The 21,861-nt window shown below is 36.0% G+C and carries 16 protein-coding genes; 12 read left to right on the top strand and 4 right to left on the bottom strand.

The genetic code is table 11. The features are described 5' to 3' along the window. Nucleotides 1-191: 191 nt before the first annotated feature. From lpdA to ZPR_RS13525, 3 genes are all read left to right on the top strand, one after another. A complete protein-coding gene (lpdA, locus tag ZPR_RS13535; protein ID WP_013072268.1) occupies nucleotides 192-1,598 on the top strand; it encodes a dihydrolipoyl dehydrogenase in 1,407 nt (468 codons plus the stop codon). 187 nt (nucleotides 1,599-1,785) lie between these two features. After that, nucleotides 1,786-3,102 carry a Hep_Hag family protein gene (locus ZPR_RS22580; RefSeq protein WP_013072267.1) on the top strand — a complete coding sequence of 439 codons (1,317 nt, stop codon included), beginning with the start codon at nucleotides 1,786-1,788 and terminating at the stop codon, nucleotides 3,100-3,102. Between the two features lie 12 nt (nucleotides 3,103-3,114). After that, nucleotides 3,115-4,422 carry a hypothetical protein gene (locus tag ZPR_RS13525; RefSeq protein ID WP_148211729.1) on the top strand — a complete coding sequence of 436 codons (1,308 nt, stop codon included), beginning with the start codon at nucleotides 3,115-3,117 and terminating at the stop codon, nucleotides 4,420-4,422. A 228-nt stretch (nucleotides 4,423-4,650) separates the two neighbouring features. Here the strand turns inward: ZPR_RS13525 and ZPR_RS13520 are convergent, their stop codons facing one another. Both ZPR_RS13520 and ZPR_RS13515 read right to left on the bottom strand, forming a co-directional pair. Further along, nucleotides 4,651-5,361 (bottom strand): LytR/AlgR family response regulator transcription factor, encoded by a 711-nt coding sequence (locus ZPR_RS13520; protein ID WP_013072265.1) that lies wholly within the window; start codon nucleotides 5,359-5,361, stop codon nucleotides 4,651-4,653. Nucleotides 5,362-5,410: 49 nt separating this feature from the next. Further along, a complete protein-coding gene (locus ZPR_RS13515) occupies nucleotides 5,411-5,809 on the bottom strand; it encodes a hypothetical protein (protein ID WP_013072264.1) in 399 nt (132 codons plus the stop codon). A 212-nt stretch (nucleotides 5,810-6,021) separates the two neighbouring features. Between ZPR_RS13515 and ZPR_RS13510 the strand changes: the two genes are divergently transcribed. After that, on the top strand, nucleotides 6,022-7,083 hold the full coding sequence (locus tag ZPR_RS13510) for a sensor histidine kinase (RefSeq protein ID WP_041578933.1): 1,062 nt from the start codon (nucleotides 6,022-6,024) through the stop codon (nucleotides 7,081-7,083). Between the two features lie 241 nt (nucleotides 7,084-7,324). Here the strand turns inward: ZPR_RS13510 and ZPR_RS13505 are convergent, their stop codons facing one another. Next, complete coding sequence (locus tag ZPR_RS13505) at nucleotides 7,325-8,668, bottom strand: DEAD/DEAH box helicase (protein WP_013072261.1); 1,344 nt, start codon at nucleotides 8,666-8,668, stop codon at nucleotides 7,325-7,327. 107 nt (nucleotides 8,669-8,775) lie between these two features. Continuing rightward, a complete protein-coding gene (locus ZPR_RS13500) occupies nucleotides 8,776-9,648 on the bottom strand; it encodes an aldose 1-epimerase family protein (RefSeq protein WP_013072260.1) in 873 nt (290 codons plus the stop codon). Nucleotides 9,649-9,928: 280 nt separating this feature from the next. Here ZPR_RS13500 and ZPR_RS13495 point away from each other — a divergent pair, with 280 nt between their 5' ends. The 8 genes from ZPR_RS13495 (at nucleotide 9,929) to ZPR_RS13460 (ending at nucleotide 21,796) form a co-directional block, all read left to right on the top strand. Further along, the gene (locus ZPR_RS13495) at nucleotides 9,929-10,462 is read left to right on the top strand and encodes an NADPH-dependent FMN reductase (protein ID WP_013072259.1); all 534 of its coding nucleotides are present in this window, start codon (nucleotides 9,929-9,931) and stop codon (nucleotides 10,460-10,462) included. A 5-nt stretch (nucleotides 10,463-10,467) separates the two neighbouring features. After that, the gene (locus ZPR_RS13490; protein WP_013072258.1) at nucleotides 10,468-11,775 is read left to right on the top strand and encodes an anthranilate synthase component I family protein; all 1,308 of its coding nucleotides are present in this window, start codon (nucleotides 10,468-10,470) and stop codon (nucleotides 11,773-11,775) included. Nucleotides 11,776-11,833: 58 nt separating this feature from the next. After that, nucleotides 11,834-13,147 carry a tRNA lysidine(34) synthetase TilS gene (tilS, locus tag ZPR_RS13485; RefSeq protein WP_013072257.1) on the top strand — a complete coding sequence of 438 codons (1,314 nt, stop codon included), beginning with the start codon at nucleotides 11,834-11,836 and terminating at the stop codon, nucleotides 13,145-13,147. After that, the gene (locus tag ZPR_RS13480) at nucleotides 13,144-15,165 is read left to right on the top strand and encodes a protein-disulfide reductase DsbD family protein (RefSeq protein ID WP_013072256.1); all 2,022 of its coding nucleotides are present in this window, start codon (nucleotides 13,144-13,146) and stop codon (nucleotides 15,163-15,165) included. The genes tilS and ZPR_RS13480 overlap by 4 nt, the downstream gene beginning before the upstream one ends. 63 nt (nucleotides 15,166-15,228) lie before the next feature. After that, complete coding sequence (locus ZPR_RS13475) at nucleotides 15,229-17,082, top strand: CocE/NonD family hydrolase (protein ID WP_013072255.1); 1,854 nt, start codon at nucleotides 15,229-15,231, stop codon at nucleotides 17,080-17,082. A gap of 6 nt (nucleotides 17,083-17,088) precedes the next feature. Next, complete coding sequence (locus ZPR_RS13470; RefSeq protein WP_013072254.1) at nucleotides 17,089-18,909, top strand: DUF885 domain-containing protein; 1,821 nt, start codon at nucleotides 17,089-17,091, stop codon at nucleotides 18,907-18,909. A 55-nt stretch (nucleotides 18,910-18,964) separates the two neighbouring features. Beyond that, on the top strand, nucleotides 18,965-19,951 hold the full coding sequence (locus ZPR_RS13465; protein WP_013072253.1) for an aldose epimerase family protein: 987 nt from the start codon (nucleotides 18,965-18,967) through the stop codon (nucleotides 19,949-19,951). A gap of 180 nt (nucleotides 19,952-20,131) precedes the next feature. Further along, nucleotides 20,132-21,796, top strand: coding sequence for a sodium:solute symporter family transporter (locus ZPR_RS13460; protein ID WP_013072252.1), 1,665 nt, complete (start codon nucleotides 20,132-20,134; stop codon nucleotides 21,794-21,796). The last annotated feature ends 65 nt before the right edge of the window (nucleotides 21,797-21,861 follow it).

The raw sequence follows: 21,861 nt of genomic DNA, 5'->3' as shown, positions 1-21,861 counted from the left end.
GCTTTCTGGCTGTGATTTTAAATCGAATAGCATGGTAAAATCTAAATAATACCAAAAAATTACGAACAATATCGATTGAAGTTTCAGTTTTCTTAAAAGTTTAGAAAGGCGATTAGGAGGCATTGGTGGTTTAGAGAATAGTCGTACTTTTGTAAGTATTGTTATTAAATCAACATAAAAAACTTATTGTTATGAGTACATATGATGTTGCAGTTATAGGTTCTGGCCCAGGTGGATACGTGGCAGCCATACGCTGCGCACAACTGGGAATGAAAACTGCAATCATAGAAAAATATTCCACTCTTGGTGGGACTTGTTTAAACGTAGGTTGTATTCCTAGTAAAGCCCTTTTGGATTCTTCACATCATTATCACGATGCGGTAAAGCATTTTGAGGATCACGGAATCGAAATCTCAGGAGAAGTGAAAGTGAATCTTGAAAAGATGATGGATCGTAAAGCCTCTGTGGTTAGTCAAACCTGTGATGGGGTTAAATTCTTAATGGATAAGAATAAAATTGATGTTTTTGAAGGAATTGGTTCCTTTAAAGATAAAACTCATATCAATATTGAGAAAAATGACGGTGAAACCGAAACCATAGAAGCTAAAAAAACCATTATAGCTACGGGAAGTAAACCGGCAAATCTTCCGTTTATAGAGTTAGATAAAGAGCGGGTAATCACCTCAACTGAAGCCTTAAAGTTAAAAGAAATTCCGAAGCATTTAATTATTATCGGTGGTGGTGTAATTGGTCTTGAGTTAGGCCAGGTGTATAAGCGACTTGGTGCAGATGTTTCTGTAGTGGAGTATATGGATAGAATTATACCAACGATGGATAGTGCCCTTTCTAAGGAACTTACTAAGGTTTTAAAAAAACAAGGAGTAAAGTTCTATACGAGCACCAAAGTAAAATCTGTTGAGCGTAACGGAGATGAAATTGTTGTAAAAGCAGATGATAAAAAAGATAAAGAAGTAGAACTTAAAGGAGACTACTGTTTGGTTTCAGTAGGAAGACGTCCTTATACAGATGGTTTGAATGCCGATGCCGCCGGAGTAGAGATTGATGATAAAGGTCGTATTGCAGTAAATGAGCATTTACAAACAAATGTCGAAAATATTTATGCTATTGGTGATGTGGTAAAAGGCGTAATGCTGGCACATAAAGCTGAAGAAGAAGGTAGCTTCGTAGCTGAAGTTATTGCCGGGCAAAAACCGCATATAAATTACAATCTTATTCCTGGAGTGGTGTATACCTGGCCAGAAGTAGCCTCTGTAGGTAAAACTGAAGAGCAATTAAAAGAAGATGGAGTAAAATATAAAGAAGGCAAATTCCCAATGCGGGCTTTAGGTCGTTCAAGAGCAAGTGGAGATATTGATGGAATGATCAAAATCCTTGCGGATGAAAAAACGGATGAAGTACTTGGTGTTCATATGATTGGCGCCCGTACGGCAGATCTTATTGCTGAAGCCGTCACCGCGATGGAATTTAGAGCCTCTGCAGAGGATATCGCACGGATGAGCCACGCGCATCCAACTTACGCTGAAGCTGTAAAAGAAGCTGCATTGGCCGCGACAGATAATCGTGCAATACACGTGTAGTATTATAATTGTTCAACAAAAAAGCCCTGTTAAACTCTTAACAGGGCTTTTTTGTTGAACAATAGTTAAAAAAATCACTAAAAAAAAGTAAGCTTAATCGTTTAACGACTTTATGGTGACACTTGTCGGTTTTATTTTTTCATTAAATTTCTTTGAAGTACTCTTGCGTCAGATTTAACCTACTTCAATGAAAATAATTACACCTAATAGGGTCTTTTCTGCCCTATTTTTCATTTTAATCAATTTTACTTCCGGTATTGCCCAGGTGGGTATAGGAACAGATTCTCCAGATGCCTCTTCTATTTTAGATATAAAGAGTAAAAATGCAGGATTATTAATTCCTCGTCTAGAATTAAAAGGAATAAATTATAGTACTCCGGTATCGAAACCTGCAAATGGATTGCTTGTTTACAATATAAACACGCAGAATGATGTAACCCCGGGATTTTATTTCTGGGCAAACGATAAATGGAATCGGATTTCAGAAACAGTAAATGCCTGGAATACGAGTGGTAACAAGAACACGACAGACGATAACTTTTTGGGTACTACAGATAGCAGACCTCTAAATTTTAGAGTGGCAGATAATAAAATTGCCTCTTTTGGAACCAGCAATAACATAAGTTTTGGATTGAATGCTACTGCAGCAAACCGTAATGCTATTGCTATTGGAGATCAAGCCAATGCGGCGACTTCAAATAGTATTGCATTTGGATATGTCTCGAATTCAACGGGAGATAACGCAGTTTCCATAGGATGGGATGCCATCGCTTCAGGGAAGGATGCTTATGCAATAGGTCGTAGTTCTCGTTCTGAAAATTCGAATACTGTAGCTATTGGCCGCGATGCTAATGCAAATGGCGCTAACGGGATATCTTTAGGAGTAGGAGCAAAGAGCAGCGGGAGTAATGCTACAGCCATTGGTTATCAGGCTAATGCTACCCAGGATAACTCAATAATTTTAGGCAATTCTAGTAGTTCATCAAATAGAGTGGGAATTGGTACCAATACGCCAAATCAAACTTCGATATTAGATGTGAACAGTACGTCTAAGGGAGCTTTGATTCCCCGGATGACTGCTGCACAAAGAACAGCAATTACAAACCCTGCTACTGGTTTATTGGTTTACGATACTACGAGAAAATGCCTAAGTCAACAAGTAGGAACACCATCTTCTCCAGATTGGGTTTGTATTTCTGGAAACGTTGTGCGGTTCTTTTATTTACCAAGTTTAAATATTGATACTTCTACTAAAGGTACCGGAAGAACGGTAAACCTTTACCAATCTTATAAAGATCAATTTTCTTCTCCAGTAGTATCAAGCCCGGGGGCTTCAGGAATTCCTTATTTTAAATCTGCTTCAGATTTGGAGTATTATGTAACCGCCTATGATACTTCAGTTTTATCGAATCTTTCCATCAATAGTAATGGTGTTCTTACCTATGATGTGATAGGTAGTGCTACCCCCTGTTCTTTTATAAACGTAGTGTTAGTTGTAAAATAATTTCAGAAAAAAATGAAAAATCTTTTCAGTTTAATACTGATGTTTTTTGCTATCCACTCTACTATAGCACAATGTTCTTGTGATCAAACTATTTCAAGTAGTAATGTTACAAGCAGCGGCTATGTCTTCAAAGAAAATACAACTTACTGTATCCAAGGAAATATTTCTGTAGGTGAGAAAGTCTATTTCGAAAATAATGTTACAATTTGTGTTCCTTCAGGATCAAAATTAACTATAAATAACCAAATGCCTAGTTCTTCTTCTTATCCTCGCTCGAATATTGTGAATTGGAATATATCGGGTAATCTAATTATACCAAATGAATTCTATTCAAGTTTCAACATGAATATTTTAGAAGGAGGAAAGGTTTCAGGATTATATAATGGCATTAGACAAGATTTGAATGTTTATGGAAATTATTTTAATCTGGATATCGATTCAGGAGGAAGTTATATCATGGGAAACCTTAACTTTCATAATACACAGTCAAATACTATTAATAACGCTGGGGACTTTAGCATTACGGGAGAAATCGCCATGAGAAATGAACGCGCGTCTTTACAATTTTTTAACTATAATGTGGCCAGTTTAACTGGAAATTTAAATTTTACACAGGGAGGGCTTAACCTTTTCGAAAACTACGGAACTTTTGATTGTAACGGTATTCACTCTACAGATCCTACCTTACACTTGAAAAATGATGGAGATATGACCACCCGAGGTAATTATGATGATACGGTAGGTAGTAATTTTTCTAACTGTGGCACTTTGCACATGAGCCAGAATTGGACTAATTTACAGGGTAGAATTATTAATACCGGTAATATGACGGTAACAGTAAGTTCAGTGGCCTTTAATTCTACAGGTAGAATAGATAATTATAGTATAATGAGTCTTCGTGGGGTTACCATGGCGCCAGATGGAGCGGTTTTTTATAATGAAGGAGAAGTTACATTTGAGACTAACCAGGTTTATAATGTGAAATTTTATGGTCCTGGATCAAACCAACAGCCAGATCACTCTACATCTACAAATTATGGACGCTTTAAATGGCCAGGAGTTTCCAACGGTAATGCACTTGTAAAAGGAAATCTCAACCTTGTAAATACTAACGGAAAATCTTCAAGAGAAGGGATGTTTGGAAATAACTCGGTAGTAAGTGATAATGGTTCAGTTAAATATGGTAATTGTAACGACTGTACCGTTATCACAGAATACGATCAATGTGCAAATGCAGACGGTACCTGGCCTATAAATGTAAATAAACCTGAAATGCCAAAAAGTATACCTGTTAACAGGCATGTTAGAACACACTTATAATTCATAAAGATATCACCTAAAAGACAGCCATTTGGCTGTCTTTTTCATTCTAAACTAACTCAGAAATTATAAGATTTCGGTTTTTTAATCTCTCATTGAGGGCTTAAACCACCCAGGTTTTTAAATTGATTTAGGAAGTAAATTAAAAGCCTGTGAAACTGAGTAAAATTCAAAAGGGAATTTGGGATGTATTAGAATAAAGTTTTGGAGGTTTTAAAGAGTGATTTTTTAATGAAATTCAGCTAATTTTTCCAGGACCTGTTCTTTAAAACTTCGGCTTATGGGGATCGATTTTTGTCTTAGTACTACCTGTTCATTCGTATACGATTCAATTTTAGTGATCGAAACGATAAACGATCTATGTGTTCTTAGAAATTTAGATTTTGGTAATTTCTCTTCAATAGCACTAATGGTTTCTCTGGTGATCTTCGTATCAGTGAGTAGATGGATTTTTAAATAATCAGCATAACTCTCGATATAAAGCAACTCCTTAAAGTCGATTTTCACCATTTGACGATCTATTTTTACAAAAATAAATTCCGCTTCCTTTTCAGCGATTTTGGTAATTTCCTTTTCTGAATGATTTTTCCGGTAATTATTAATCGCATCTAACAAACGATCAAAAGAAACAGGTTTTAATAAATAGTCGGTTGCATGCAAATCAAAACCATCTATAGCATATTCCCGGTAAGCGGTGACGAATATAATCTGAAGGTTCTTATTGATCGATTTCGCAAAAGAAATCCCTGAAATTCCCGGCATGTTGATATCCAAAAAGATAAGGTGAACATTTTCTTTACTAATTATATTAAATGCTTCAGTTGCATTGCTACATCTTTCTAAGACATGAATGCCTTCAATTTTAGAAAGATGATTTTCCATAATATCCAGCGCAACGGGCTCATCATCTACAAGAATACAATTAATGGGTGCGGGCATTTATTCAGAATTAATATTGTTTAAATTAACGATTCTCAGCAACGGACTTTTACTTTTTTATAGCAGTTAAAATAATGATCCCCAATCTCCCAATAAGAAATGTAAAGGTACCAAAAATGATGGTGAGTAAGGTAACTTTTAGTCCTCCTGCTAATAACTCAGTAGATACATTTCCCCAGGATTCGATCGCGTCAAACATTTGTATTAAACCAACAAATTGAAAAAGTAATCCGCTTACCAAAGCAAATAAACCTACATGATGAATCAAACTGAGCGTTTTTTTGAAAAGATGATCCTGTGATAATTTTAAAGATGCAAAGATGATTAAACCAATAGTAGTTAAAAAGCAAATTAGGATGGTCCACATGGCAAAAGGACCGCCTTCGTTAATTCTATCGGCTAATTGACTAAAAAATCCAGGGTTTTGATAAAGTAATACAAAGTTCATAATATTAAATTTAAGAATTGATGCAGCAAACTTAGCAGCCTTTTAGCTTCAAAAACTCACTTTGCGATAAATGACACGATTATACTGGTTTTCTACATTAAAGATAGAGGTTAAGGAGGAATTATCACTAAACTTGTAGAAAACTGCTCATTATTTGTTGTTCGTCGCAAAAGTTCAAAAAACATAAATAGGCTTAGCATATTTGTAATTTTATGTCACTACGCTTGATTTTAAATATTTTAAAGAAGATCATATTCCATAGCCTGTATTGGAATGCCGTACTTTTCTTTTATATGTTCTTTTTTGCGATAGAGGATTCAGATTTGTGGTTATCTGCACAATTTTCTCTTGCGTTAATGCCGGTAACTATCGGCACTACCTATACTTTTTCGTATACTTTAATGCCTAATTACCTTTACAGGAGAAAATATTTTTTATTTGGTCTTTATTCATTTTATGCTCTTGTTATTTCGGCTTCATTAATCATTTTTTCAGCATTTTATGGCTATCTACTTAGTGTAGGCTTGGAGTGGGAGGGAAGTTACCCTGTTTCTAAAGGATTAACCTTTATATTTTTTGCGGTGTATTTGGTCATTGCTTTTGGCTGTAGTTTAAGCCTAACCAAATCTTATTTTAAAACCTTGAACAAAAATGAAGAATTAAAAAATACTTTATTAGAGAATGAATTACAGCTTAAAATTCAGGAATTACAGTATTTAAAAATGCAAATTCATCCTCATTTCCTATTCAATACCCTAAATACGATTTATGGTTTGGCGCTCACCAAAAAAGATTCGGCACCGGGAATGATCTTAAAACTGGCCGATTTACTGGATTATATTTTATATGAAACCAATAAAAATAAGGTGCCATTACATCGAGAGATACAACACCTAAAAGACTATATTGAGTTAGAGAATCTTCGTTTTGGTAACCGGTTAATTGCTGAAATAAGTATTGCTGATTTTTCAACTGATATTGAAATTCCACCTATGCTTTTTCTACCATTCCTGGAAAATTCATTTAAACATGGAAAATCTGCTGAAGGAATTCTGAATATAAAATGGAAGCTCGAAATTATCGAAGATCAATTGCTATTTTTACTGAAGAATTCGGTACCAGCACGCAAGGAAATTTTAGACCAAAATTCTGGAATTGGTCTTGAAAATATCCAAAAACGCCTAAAGTATATTTATGGAGAGGCGTATGGTTTAGAAGTTATCACAACAAAAAAGTCTTACTCAGTTTTACTAAAAATTCCTATCAATTTTTAGCATTTCGAATCTTGTAAATTTGTTTTTTGTATTCGAAGATTTACTATCTTTAATAGGTTAATCCTAATTCTTATTAACTATGGCAAAAGCAAAGTCACCAGCTAAAAATTCGGCTAAAAAAGAACCGGTTTTAAGCTTAAAGGAAAAGAGAGCAGCGAAAGCGGCAAAGAAAACGAACAGAAGCTAAAGTTTAAACTTAAGATGGTATAAAAAAAGGAGCAAATTTGCTCCTTTTTGATTATCATTTTTTACGCCGGCGATTAGCATTTTTATCCCCTCGCGTTTTTGGTTTTTTGTATTTTTTGGCAATTTCTCTCCGATAAGAACCTCCAAGATTTACTTTTTTGTTCTTTTCTTTTTTCTCGTGAAAAGCAGGACCAGCTTCATCGGATGCTTTGCTAGGATTATTAATTTCGATGGCTCTTGGGCGTTCTTCAGGAATTAATTCATTAGAAATTTTTACTGCCGCAGGAATCTCTATTTTAGGAACCTCCATTTTCATTAATTCTTCGATCGCCTTTAAGTATTCCAGCTCTTTTTCCGTAGTAAAAAGTATCGAATTTCCTTTTTTCTCGGCACGTCCCGTTCGTCCTATCCTGTGCATATAATTTTCAGGATAATTAGGCGTATCGAAATTGATCACGTGAGAAACGGCATCAAGATCCAAACCACGCGCCATTACATCAGTAGCGATCATTATTCGGGTTAGGCCTTCATCAAAATCTTCTACATTTTTTAATCGGTAGTTCTGGCTTTTTCCCGTGTGTACCAAACTAACTTCTCCAGGGAATTTTTGTCCTAGACTATCAAACAATCGATCGGCAATTCGTTTGTCAGAAATGAAAATAAGTATCTTTTTAAAGGTTTCTTTATCACTAAAGAGATGCTTTAAAAGATTAGCTTTTGTATTGAAATTGGGCAAAATATACCCTTGTTGTTGGATATTATCTAGTGGAGTACCACTAACCGCGATCGAAATTTTCTCTGGAGCATTAAAATTTTCATTGATCATTTCCTCTACCGTTTCAGTCATCGTGGCAGAGAACATAATGCTTTGCCTGTTGGGTGGCAGCAGTTCTATGATATTATTCACCTGAAATTTAAAACCAAGATCCAGCATTACATCTACTTCATCGATCACGAATTTCTGAATCGATTTTAGCTGAACTGCTCGTCGTAAGACAAGATCATAAAGTCGCCGTGGGGTGGCAACTACGATATCTAAACCACGTTGTAACTCCTGTTGCTGTGTATTAATATTTACACCACCATAAATCCCTGCAACACGTAAATTAATATATTTTGCTAGTTTGTCGATTTCTTCAACAACCTGTACCACCAGTTCACGAGTGGGTACCATGATTAAAATTCGTGGATTTTTTTGCTTAGAAAATTTAAGCATTCTAAGCAATGGTAGTAAATAAGCATAAGTTTTACCGGTACCGGTTTGCGCTATTCCAACAACATCTCTCCCAGACATAACCGGTGCAAATGCCTGCTCCTGGATTGGAGTTGGTTTTTGGATGCCCATTTCTTCCAGGGCATTGCGTAAAGGTGTATTTAAATTAAGATCTTGAAAACTCACAACAGGCAGTTTAATTTTTTGCAAAGGTAGGCTATGATGCTCAAAGAATTACTCTGAAATCAGGAATTTGTTTGATAATCAAAACCCAGGGATACCTAATTTGAAAACTATTCGATAGTTATAGTATAAGTTGCGCTATACTCTTTTTCTTTTTCTAAAGCAATAATACCTTCTTTGGTTTTAAAGTTTTGATCGGTGCTTTCTACATCTGCAATCCCCAACCATGGTTCAATGCAAACATAAGGTGCACCGGGCTTGGCCCAAATGCCAAGGTTTTTAAAATCCTTGTACGAAACACTTAAAATAGATCCATGTTTTTTACTTTTTAAGCTAACGTGTTTTGAAACAATATTTTTAAAAATTAAAGCATCATTATTAAAAAGGTCTTTGGTAAGCTGAATTTTATCACTGTTTTCAATCACCATTTTAGTATTCTCGCTTACCAGTCCGCTTTCTCCTAAAAGAAAAGTTTCTAAATTCAGGTTTTGATCGAATTCCAAATAGTAATCTTCATATTTCTCTCCATCAAAAAGCGGTGCATTAAATGCCGGATGCCCGCCAATCTGAAAATAAATAGGTTTCGCATCCAGATTTTTAACCAGATGATTCACTTGTATCGATTTGTCTTTTAAAGTGAAACAAAGATTAAATTCAAACTCAAAAGGATAGATTTTACGTAACTCCTCATTGCTTTTTATGCTGAAGGTAATTGAGGTTTCCGTTTGATCTTTCACTTCTAGATTTTCGTTATGCCTAATAAACCCATGTCTGGGCATATCGTAATATTGCCCTTCATATTTGATCTTTCCGCCTTTTAAGGCTCCGATAACAGGGAATAAGTTTGGAGCATGGCTGCCCCAAATTTCAGAGTCAGCCTGCCACATGTATTCTTTATTGTTTTGCATGTTTTTAATACTACATAATTCGGCTCCATTATGTTGAATCCCGATTTGTAAGTGATCGTTTTTGAGTATATACATGATTTTATGGTTAGTTTTTACAGATAAACTACTGTATGGCAATCCACGAGTCGTTTATCAGGAAATTATTTTTTATCCGAGGCATCCTGATCACGATAGCTATAGTGACGGCGAAATGTTTAATCTCGATTATCGAGTAAATATAAAGCCTCTTTTTGTTTAAACTATATTTAAGAACATAAAAAATTCTTATGTTAGGTGTATATTGTTTCTTTTTGAAGTAATACAAAAAGCCTGTTTTTAATGCTACCTTTGAGGCATCATTAAAAATTACAATATAATGAAACGTATTTTAGGCTTCGCAGGTTCCAACAGTAGTAAATCTATCAATTCGCAACTTGTTCGTAATATATTAGATAGATTTTCAACAGATTTTGAAACAACGCAGATCGATATTCGCGATTTTGAGTTGCCATTTTATGGTGAAGATTTAGAAAAGGAACAGGGAATACCGCAGCGCGCCAAGGATTTTGCTAATGAAATCGAAAAGAGAGATGCTTTAATTATTGCGATTAACGAGCATAACGGTAGTTTATCTGCCGTATTTAAAAACTTAATTGATTGGGTTTCTCGACACCATCGTGGTTTTTTAACCGGAAAAAAAATCATTTTGGTAGCAGCTTCGCCAGGAGGTAGTGGAGCAGCAAGTGCGATGGCTTACGCAAAAACAGCTTTTGGTATATTTGGTGGCGAAGTGGTAGCTACTATTAGCTTTCCTAATTTTTATGATAATTTTGAAAATGGAGAAATTATCAATACACAACTTGAAGAAGAAGTTCAGTCAAAAATAAATACTTTTGCGCAACAAATTTAATTAGCGTGCGCAGTACCAAGATTTTTGAACTTTCTGATGTCGATTTATTTAAGCAAAAATTGCTAAGCTGGGCTTCTGGATTTAGAGAAGTGGTTTGGCTGGATAGCAATGATTATCCAGATAAATATCGTCAATACGATGCAATTCTAGCGATAGAAGCTTTTACGGCCATCAAAACCGATACTGTAGAAGCATTTAAAAAATTAAAGGAATATCAGCAGACTACGGCCGATTGGATTTTTGGGTATTTATCCTATGACCTGAAAAATGATACTGAAAATTTAAAAAGTAAAAATCATGACGGACTTTTATTTCCAGAGCTTTATTTTTTTCAGCCTCAAAAATTGTTTTTGCTTAAAGGAAATCAACTTGAAGTACAATACCTTAGAGTGGTTGATGATGAAATTGATTTAGATTTTACTGAAATAAGTGATATTATATTTCCTGAAAAAACACCTGAAAGACCTCAAAAGTCTGCTATATATTCAAGACTTTCCAAAGAAGAATATTTGAGGAAAGTTGAAAATATGATAAGGCACATTTATCGCGGAGATATTTATGAAGCCAACTTTTGCCAGGAATTCTATATTGAAAATGTAGCGCTAGACCCTATACAGGCGTTTAATCAACTCAACAGCATTTCCAACCCACCTTTTGCCAGTTTTTTAAAGATGGAAAACTACCATGCTATGTGTGCTTCACCAGAGCGTTATATGCAGAAGAATGGAAATAGGCTTATTTCTCAGCCTATTAAGGGAACTGCAGCCCGGCATAGTGATCCACAAATAGATGTTGAAAATGCCCAAAAGCTTACCGAAGATTTAAAGGAACGATCAGAAAATATCATGATCGCCGATTTGGTTCGAAACGATCTTTCGCGCACGGCAAAAAAAGGAAGCGTAAGAGTAGAAGAATTATGCGAAGTCTATTCTTTTAAGCAGGTCCATCAGTTGATTTCAACAATTTCGGCAGAACTTCAGGAGGAGGTATCAGCAGTCGATGTACTACAAAGTACTTTTCCGATGGGCAGCATGACGGGTGCTCCAAAAATTTCAGCAATGAAAATTATTGAGGAACTAGAGGAAAGCAAACGCGGACTTTATAGCGGAGCAATTGGTTATTTTACTCCAGAAGCCGATTTTGACTTTAACGTGGTTATTCGAAGCATACTCTATAATTCAGAAAATAACTATGCCTCCTTTTCGGTTGGGGGAGCCATTACCGCACAATCTAAACCAGAAAAGGAATATGAAGAATGTATGGTAAAAGCCAAAGCGATGAGACAGGTGTTGGAATCTCTAAGCCAATTTTAAGTTTAAAAACAGGAAACTTTAAAAATTCAGCTTATCGAATTTTGTATCTTTGGTTTTTATGGAAAAAGCATTTAAAGATCATATAAAATCGGACTTCCCAAATTTGGTGAATGCCAAATTGATCCTTGCAGTAAGTGGTGGTGTAGATAGTATGGTTTTAATGCGTCTTTGTAAAAAGGTAAAACTAGATTTTGCTATAGCGCATTGTAACTTTAATCTAAGAGACAATGAAAGCGATGGTGATGAAGAGTTTGTAGTGCGAGCGGCACAAAATCTAGAGTTAAAAGTTCATATTCAACATTTTAATACCATTTCTTTTGCTGAGGAGCATAAGCTTTCTATACAAATGGCAGCGAGAGAATTGCGGTATCACTGGTTTGAAGAATTACGAATCGCTGAAAATGCCGATTATATTCTGGTAGCACATCATGCTAATGATTCTTTAGAGACTTTTCTGATTAATTTTGTGAGAAGTACAGGACCTGAAGGATTAGCGGGTATCAAAGCTGAGAATGATAAGATTTTACGTCCATTACTAAAATTTAGCCGGCAGGAAATTGAGAATTATGCCCGTGATCATCAGATTTTATGGCGGGAAGATAGCAGTAATGCTTCTACAAAATATCTTCGGAATAAAATAAGGCATCAGGTTATTCCAATATTGGAAGAAATGAATCCTCAATTTTTAGAAGGTTTTAAAAACACCCAAGAATACTTACGCCAGCAATTAGATCTTGTTGAGGATTATACCGAGCTGATTTATAAAAAAGCGGTTAAAAAGGTAGATTTTGGCTATTCTTTCGATGTGCTTTTTCTTCAGCGTTTGCCACATGCCAAGGCCGTTTTATATCAACTTCTAAAAACATTTGGATTTACCGAATGGAATGATGTCTATAATTTACTGGAGGCGCAATCTGGCAAAATGGTATTTTCTAATACACATCGACTCGTAAAAGACCGGGATGAGCTGTATTTAACTAAAATCGATCAGTCTCACATAAAAGAAACCTATGATATTGCAGAAAATGAGGAGAATTTTATGCTACCCAATGCCGTGTTTAGCTTCCATCAGGTTTCAGCCATCCAGGAAACTAACCGGAATATTATTTATGTAAATGCCAATAAACTACAATATCCTTTAAGACTTCGTCGTTGGCAGAAAGGCGATAGCTTTCATCCATTTGGGATGAAAGGTCGTAAGAAAGTAAGCGACTTTTTTAAGGACAATAAATTATCTTTGCCGCAAAAGGAAAATACCTGGTTATTAACTTCTGGTGATAAAATCGTTTGGATTGTAAACTGGCGTGCAGATAATCGATTTGCGATAACATCCGAAAATCAACCCATATTAAAAATTACCTTTCATCAATGAATAAATTTATAGCCTTAGCAGTATTACTTTTTGCTATTTTACCACTAAAAGCGCAGGTTTTCGATCCGTCGATGGCTGGTGGTGGCGGTCAATTTGAAAACCCGGTTAACTGGGAAGCTTCTTTCGAAAAAGAAAATGATAGTATTTATATCATCAAAATTAAAGCCGAATTGGAAGGTAACTGGCATTTGTACTCGCAAAAAGAAGTAGAAATGGATATCGCTCCAATTCCTACTCAATTCACTTTTAATGTTGAAGAAGAGGAGTACGAGCTTATTGGGGAAACCTTAGAACCGGAAGTAGAACCGGTTTACGATGAGGTTTTTGAAGCTAATATTACGTATTTTGAAGAAGAAGCAGAATTTACTCAGAAAATAAAGGTGGTTAATCCTGAAGATACTCAGGTTGTTGTTGAAGTGTATTATTCGGTTTGTGATGATAAACAATGTTTACCGCCAGAAACCGAACGTTTCACCCTTTCCCTGGGCAGTAACAAAGTAACTCAGGGATTTACAGATTTAACTATTGAAGATGAAGACCAAAGTTTAGCCCAACAATTAGATATTAAAGTACAGGGCTGGGAAGGCTACGAAACAGAAAAAGAGGAATCTTCTTATTTGAGTATTTTCTTTTTAGGCTTTGTAGGTGGTTTAATCGCATTGTTAACACCATGTGTGTTTCCTATGATTCCGTTAACCGTATCTTTCTTTACTAAAGGGGCTCAAACACGCTCTAAAGGAGTTACCAATGCCATATTGTACGGTTTCTTTATCTTTTTAATATATGTGCTTTTAAGTTTGCCTTTTCATTTACTGGATAGTGTAAACCCCGAATTGCTAAATAATATCTCAACCAATGTTACCCTAAATGTCATATTCTTTGTGATATTTATTGTTTTTGCGTTTTCTTTCTTCGGGTATTACGAAATCACTTTACCCAGTTCATGGGGAAATAAACTTGATGATAAAGCCAGCAGTATAGGTGGGATTATCGGTATTTTCTTTATGGCGGTAACACTTGCGATAGTTTCTTTTTCCTGTACTGGGCCAATTTTAGGATCGCTTCTTGGAGGTTCATTAAGTAGCGATGGTGGTGCAACGTTGCTTTCTATAGGAATGGGCGGTTTTGGGCTGGCTTTAGCCTTACCATTCGCTTTATTTGCCTTATTTCCAAACTGGTTAAATTCCTTACCAAAAAGTGGTGGCTGGTTAAATTCAGTAAAAGTGGTTTTAGGTTTTATAGAACTGGCATTAGCTTTTAAATTTTTATCGAATGCAGATCTAGTAGATCACTGGGGGATTTTAAAAAGAGAAGTATTTTTAGGAATATGGATTATTTTAGGCATTGGTCTTACACTATATCTTTTTGGTGTAATTCGTTTTCCGCATGATGGGCCAAAACAAAAAATAAGCAAAGCAAGATTTGGTCTTGGTATTTTAAGTTTGCTATTTGTGTTGTATTTAATCCCCGGCCTTACCAATACTTCTTATTCTAATTTAAAATTATTAAGTGGTTTCCCCCCGCCAATGTTTTATAGCCTTTACGATAAAGATACCGGTGGTCCCATGGGGCTGGAAAGTTATCATGATTTTGAAGAGGGCGTAAAAGCAGCCAAAGAGCAGGGAAAACCAATTATAATTGATTTTACAGGTTGGGCTTGTGTGAACTGTCGTAAAATGGAAGAGCAGGTATGGACCGACCCCGAAGTATACGATATTCTTAAAAACGACTATATTTTAATATCACTTTATGTAGATGATAAAGAAGAGCTACCAGAAGATAAACAGTTTAATTACGAACGCCCGGACGGTAGTATTAAGAAAATAAAGACAGTGGGCGACAAATGGGCGACTTTCCAGACCTTAAACTTTAAAAATAATTCGCAACCTTTTTACGTGCTTTTAGATAGTAATTTTAATCTGTTAAACAAGCCAACTGGTTATACGCCAAAAGTTTCAGAATACATATCCTGGTTGGAAAATGGACTTCAGAAAACAGAGGAATTAGCTAAAAAATAAAAATCCTTTACCATTCGCGGTGTAATTTCTATCTTTAGGGATTAAAAATACAATTCCTGAATAATGAAATTACACCAGCGATCATTACTTTATACGTTATTACTCTTTGTAGTATTTCAGGTTGCTGCTCAATCGGGCAATGATTACAACGTAAAAGATCATTACACCAAAACTGAAGTGGATATTCCCATGCGGGATGGTACTAAACTGCACACTACAATTTATACTCCTAAGGATACCTCAAAAAAGTATCCAATTATTATGCAAAGAACGCCTTATAGCTCCAGACCTTATGGAGAAGGACAAATGCGTTCTATGATTGGTCCTAACCAGTACCTGATGCAACAGGGAAATATTATCGTGTATCAGGATGTACGCGGGCGTTGGATGAGTGAAGGAACGTATGATAACATGCGTGCCTATATTCCCAATAAAAAAGGAGAACAATTTGATGAAGCCAGCGATACTTATGATACTATCGATTGGTTGGTAAAAAATGTAGATAACAATAATGGAAACGTTGGAATGTGGGGAATTTCTTACCCAGGATTCTATTCAGTTTATTCTTTAATAGATTCTCACGAAGCTCTAAAAGCGGTTTCACCACAAGCGGGAATTTCAGATTTCTTTTTCGATGATTTTCATCATAATGGTGCTTATCTCTTAAGCTACTGGAGGGCAACTGCACTTTTTGGATATCAAAAGGATGCCCCTACAACAGAGAGTTGGTATGAGTTACCAGAACTTGGCACTCAGGATCAGTATCAATTCTTCTTAGATCATACACCACTAAGTACTTTAGATGAATATTATAAAGAAGATAACGAATTCTGGCAACAGTTAAAAGACCATCCTAATTATGACGAATTTTGGCAATCCAGAGGGATTATCCAACATTTAGATGATGTAAAACCTGCGGTGATGATTGTTGGTGGATTATTTGATGCTGAAGATTTATATGGACCATTTAATGAGTACAGGAAAATTGAAAAATCCAGCAATACCTATAATATTTTGGTGTATGGCCCCTGGAGCCACGGTGACTGGGCTCGGGAAAGCGGGAGGCAGTCTGTTGGCAATGTGTATTTTGGGGATAGCCTTTCTACAAGATTTCAACAGGATTACGAAACAAAGTTCTTTAACCATTTCTTAAAACAAAACGGTAAAGGCTCCTTAGACTTGGCTGAGGCACATATTTATGATACTGGTAAAAGGGAATGGACAGATTATGGGCAGTGGCCTCCAAAAAACACCGTAACAAAAACTTTTTATTTAGGGGATGATCAGGAACTTACAACCCAGCCCACAGATACAAAACAAGAGTTTGTAAGTGACCCTGCAAAACCGGTATCGTATAACGATGAAATCAAGACGGTATTTACGCCACGGGAATACATGACCGGCGACCAGCGGTTTGCAGCAAGAAGACCGGATGTACTGGTGTATGAAACCGAAGTTTTAGACGAAGATCTAAGTGTGGTTGGAGAAATTGAAGCAATGCTAAAAGTTGCAACTACGGGAAGCGCCGCAGATTGGGTAGTCAAAGTGATCGATGTATACCCTCCAGATGCCGAGAACTATCCTGAAACGATGGATCATTTAAAGATGAGCAATTATCACATGATGGTTCGTAGTGAAGTGATGCGGGGCCGTTTTAGAAATGATTTCTCAAAACCAGAGCCGTTTGAGCCTAACAAAAAGACTGATGTAAATATTACATTACAAGGGGTAAACCATACCTTTAAAAAGGGCCATAAGATGCAAATCCAGATTCAAAGTACCTGGTTTCCTTTAATCGATCTTAACCCACAAATTTATGTAGACAACATTTTTAAAGCTGAAAAAGACGATTTTCAGAAACAAACACATACCGTATTTGGAGATTCTGCCATTAAATTTTCGGTACTGAAAAAATAAAAAGTAATGCTGAGGAATTTAAGAAAAGTAAGCTTTTTTCTGATCGTATTGGCTTTTGCCGCCTGCACAAACCAGAAGAAACAAAACTATTCTGAAGCTGAAATTTCTGAGGCTTCTGAAAAACTGAATCAATATTTTGAAGAACAGTTCGAAATAGAAGTTCAGGAATCGCCTATGATGCAAACCCAGCTGGGTAGAAAAACGAACTATGGAAAATGGGACGATTTTTCTCATTTACGTTACGCAGACGAGCTGAAAGAGGCAAGAAAGCGAAAAGATTATCTGGATAAGATTGATCCAAATTCATTAAATGAAGAGACCAACCTGAGTTACCGATTGTATAAAAGACAGGTCTATAATGAAATTGAAGATTATGATTATCGATTTTATGATTATCCGGTAAATCAAATGTTTGGATATCATACCCGTTTACCGGCTTTTTTAATCAATAATCACAGAATCGATTCTATCGCAGATGCGAAGGCATATATCTCAAGATTAAAAGGTTTCACAAAAGCTTTTAAACAAGTGATTGGCGGAATTAAGATTAGAGAGCAAAATGGAATTATTCCACCGCGATTTGTTTTTGAAAAGGTACTTGATGATTGTCGTAATATCATTAAAGGAAAACCTTTTGAAAAGTCTGAAAATGCAAGTACGCTTTTAGAGGATTTTAAAGGAAAAGTTGATAAAGTTGAAATTGATGAAGATCAGAAAGTAAAGTTAATAAGAGAGGCAGAGTTGGCTTTGGTAGAACACGTGCAACCGGCGTATCTTTCGTTGATAGAAATACTGGAAAGTCAACAAAAAAGAGCTAATAGTGACGATGGAGCCTGGAAATTCCCGAAAGGTGATAAATTTTATAGTCTTGCCCTTAAGCGCACCACAACCACAGATATGACTGCGGAAGAAATCCATGAATACGGTCTTAGTGAAGTAACCAGGATTCAGGGAGAAATGGAAAAGATCATAAAGGAAGTGAATTTTGAAGGTTCGCTACAGGATTTTTTCGACTTTATGCGAAATGATGAACAATTTTATTACGAGAATACGCCAGAAGCTAAAAAGAAGTATTTAGCTGATGCAAGATCGATTATAGATAAAATGCGGGGCAAACTTGACGATCTGTTTTTAACCAAACCAAAGGCCAAAATTAAAGTAAAAGCGGTAGAAGCTTTTCGCGAGAAAAGTGCAGGAAAGGCATTTTACCAACAACCCGCACCTGATGGTTCTCGTCCTGGTATATTTTACGTAAATCTTTATGATATGAAAGCCATGCCAACCTATCAATTAGAGGCTTTGGCTTATCACGAAGGTATCCCGGGACATCATATGCAAATTGCCATTGCTCAGGAATTAAAAGGTATTCCGCAATTCAGAAAATTTTGGGGGTACGGTGCTTATATTGAAGGTTGGGGATTGTACAGTGAATATTTACCAAAGGAAATAGGTTTTTACAAAGATCCTTATGCTGATTTTGGTCGTCTGGCGATGGAATTGTGGAGAGCCTGTCGTTTAGTCGTCGATACCGGCATTCATCATAAAAAATGGAGCAGGGAAGAAGGTATAGAATTTTATAAAAAGAACACACCAAATGCCGAAAGTGATTGTATTAAGATGGTAGAACGACATATTGTGATGCCAGGCCAGGCCACCGCTTATAAAATAGGAATGAAGAAAATACTGGATTTAAGAGAAAAATCTAAAGCTGCTTTAGGAGAAGATTTTGACATTAAAGAATTTCATGACGTTATTCTTTTGGATGGAGCATTACCTTTAGATGTTTTAGAATCCAAAGTTGATCGCTGGATTGAAGAGAAGAAATAGATTTAAAGTCGTCCTGTATTAGGACGATTTTTTTATTATTATAAACTATATAAAATTGGAAAATAATAAAGAATTAAAAACCGTGAAGCTGGTAAATAAAGCCAGTACAGAGGTTAGTATCGTAAATTTTGGTGCAGCTATTGGGAGTATTAAACTTTACGATAAAAATCAGAAAATGGTAAATGTAATTGTATCACCAAGAATACAGGATTTACCAAGCCCCTTAAATAAAACCCATAACCAGTGCTTTGGAGCTTCTATAGGTAGATATGCCGGAAGGATTTCTGAAGGGAAATTTGAACTGGAAGGCAAAGAATTTAGTCTTTATCAAGAAAATGGTGTGCATTTGCACGGTGGGGAACATGGATTCCAGTATAAATACTGGGAGATCGTAGAAGAAAAGCATGAAGAAAACCCTACTGTTAAATTAAGGTACTTTAGTAAACATAATGAAGAAGGTTATCCCGGTAATTTAGAAGTTTTTGTTACGTATACTCTAAATGAGGAAAACGACTTGATTATCGAATATGAAGCAAAAACCGATAAAAAAACAGTAATTAACTTAACCAATCATGCGTATTTTAATCTTAACGGAGAAGGTAGCGTAAGCGATCACTTTTTAAAAATTAATGCAGATAAGATTTTAGAAATTAACGATAAGCAATTACCTACCGGAAATTTAAATAATTTGCAGGGACATGCTAAAGACTTTGCAAGTAATCGTTTAATAGGAAATAGAAATCTTGATGACACTTTCGTACTTAATAGTGACGGTGATGAGTTAGCTGCACAACTTTTTGCTCCGTTAACAGGAATAAAATTAGATATGTCTACCAATCAACCTGCGGTAGTGGTATATGCTCCAGAAGCTTTACCGGATGATTTAAACTACCAAACCAGAATATCTGAATTTCCTTCGATTTGTTTTGAAGGGCAAAACTTCCCGGATGCGCCAAATTTCAGGAATTTTCCCAACAGTGTGTTGGAACCTGGGAACACTTATTACAATAGGATGAGTTTTAAATTTAGTGTAAAAAAATAGTAATTTTGACTATAAGCGTATTTTTTACGCTTATAATTTAAAAAAGTAATATCTTTAGCAAAATATTGTGAAAATTTTATTTCATTTGGGATTCGATGCGTTTTTCTAATTATTAGAAGCTACATCGATTTATTTTCAAATACTGAGATTTTCTAAAAAATACACTCTAAACTTTTTTATATGGAATTTGAATTATTAGACGTGATAGTATTCGTTGCCTATGCGTTGCTTATAATCGGGGTAGGATTATGGGTTTCTCGTGGGAAAGGAGATACTTCAGAGGATTATTTCCTGGCCAGTAAATCTTTGCCATGGTGGGCGATAGGTGCTTCACTAATTGCAGCAAATATTTCTGCAGAGCAATTTATCGGGATGTCTGGTTCTGGTTTTGCGCTAGGTTTGGCTATCGCCTCTTACGAATGGATGGCTGCCATTACTTTAATTGTAGTAGGTAAATTTTTCTTACCGATTTTTATTGAAAAGAAACTTTATACCATTCCAGAATTTATTGAGGTTCGTTACAGTAAAAACCTGAAAACGATCTTGGCTATTTTCTGGATCTGTTTATTTATTTTCGTTAATCTTACTTCTGTACTTTACTTAGGAGCTACGGCGCTAGATACGATTATTGGTAGCGGTGATGGCGCAATTTTTATGGAATGTATTATTGGGCTTGCTTTGTTTGCTGCAGCTTACTCTTTGTATGGAGGTTTATCGGCAGTGGCATGGACAGATGTGGTACAGGTGGTACTTTTGGTTATTGGGGGGCTAATCACCACATATATCGCTTTAGAACACGTTTCTAGTGATGGAAATATCTTTACCGGTATGGCTGAAGTTTACGAGCAGGTACCAGAGAAATTCTCTATGATCCTTGATAAAGGAGAAATCATTACACCAAATGGTAAGGATGCATGGTGGGATTTACCGGGAATCGCTGTTTTAGTTGGTGGTCTTTGGGTAGCAAACCTTTATTACTGGGGCTTTAACCAATATATTATTCAAAGAACCCTTGCAGCTAAAAGTTTAAAAGAATCTCAACGCGGGATCGTACTTGCAGGATTTTTAAAGATATTAATTCCACTTATTACCGTAATTCCGGGTATTATCGCTTTTGTGATGAATAGTGATGCCAGTGGTATGATTAACGAAGGGGTAACCAGTGCTTCTTTCTTTGGAGAAAACGGCAGAATTATCAATGATAATGCTGCGCCATGGTTAATTAAGGAATTTGTGCCTGCGGGTCTTAAAGGACTTGTTTTAGCAGCACTTGCGGCAGCGATTGTATCGTCATTAGCTTCTATGCTTAACTCTACCGCTACGATCTTTACCATGGATATCTATAAGCCATTCTTCCAGGAAAAAGCGGGAACTTCAGAAAAAGGACTGGTAAATGTAGGTAGGGTTACTGCTTCTATCGCTTTGGTTATTGCCATTATTTTAGCACCTCAACTAAAAAGTTTAGGACAGGTTTTCCAATATATTCAGGAATATACCGGGGTTGTTAGCCCGGGGATCTTAGCGGTATTTATGCTAGGTTTATTCTGGAGAAAAACAACCAATAATGCAGCGATCTGGGGAGTACTGGTTTCGATTCCGATTGCATTGTACTTTAAAGTAGGGCCAAACGGATGGAGCGATTCTCCCTTCTTTATTACCTGGCCATTTATGCACCAGATGATGGCCACCTGGATTTTAACCATGCTTATCATGATAATTATCAGTTATCTTGAAACCGGAGGCAAAATTCAGGAGAAATCAATTACGCTTAGTAGAAATTTATTTAAAACAGGACCTATTTTTAATATCGGTAGTTTTGTGATCATTTTGATCGTTGCCATGTGATATGCCATGTTCTGGTAGAAATAACGTTTTAATACCCAATAAAAAAATCCCGAAGCATTAGACTT

Source organism: Zunongwangia profunda SM-A87 (genome assembly GCF_000023465.1).
In the GTDB taxonomy this organism is placed as follows: domain Bacteria; phylum Bacteroidota; class Bacteroidia; order Flavobacteriales; family Flavobacteriaceae; genus Zunongwangia; species Zunongwangia profunda.
The sequence above is the reverse complement of the archived record's forward strand: the minus strand, read 5'-3'. Positions and strand labels throughout refer to the sequence as shown.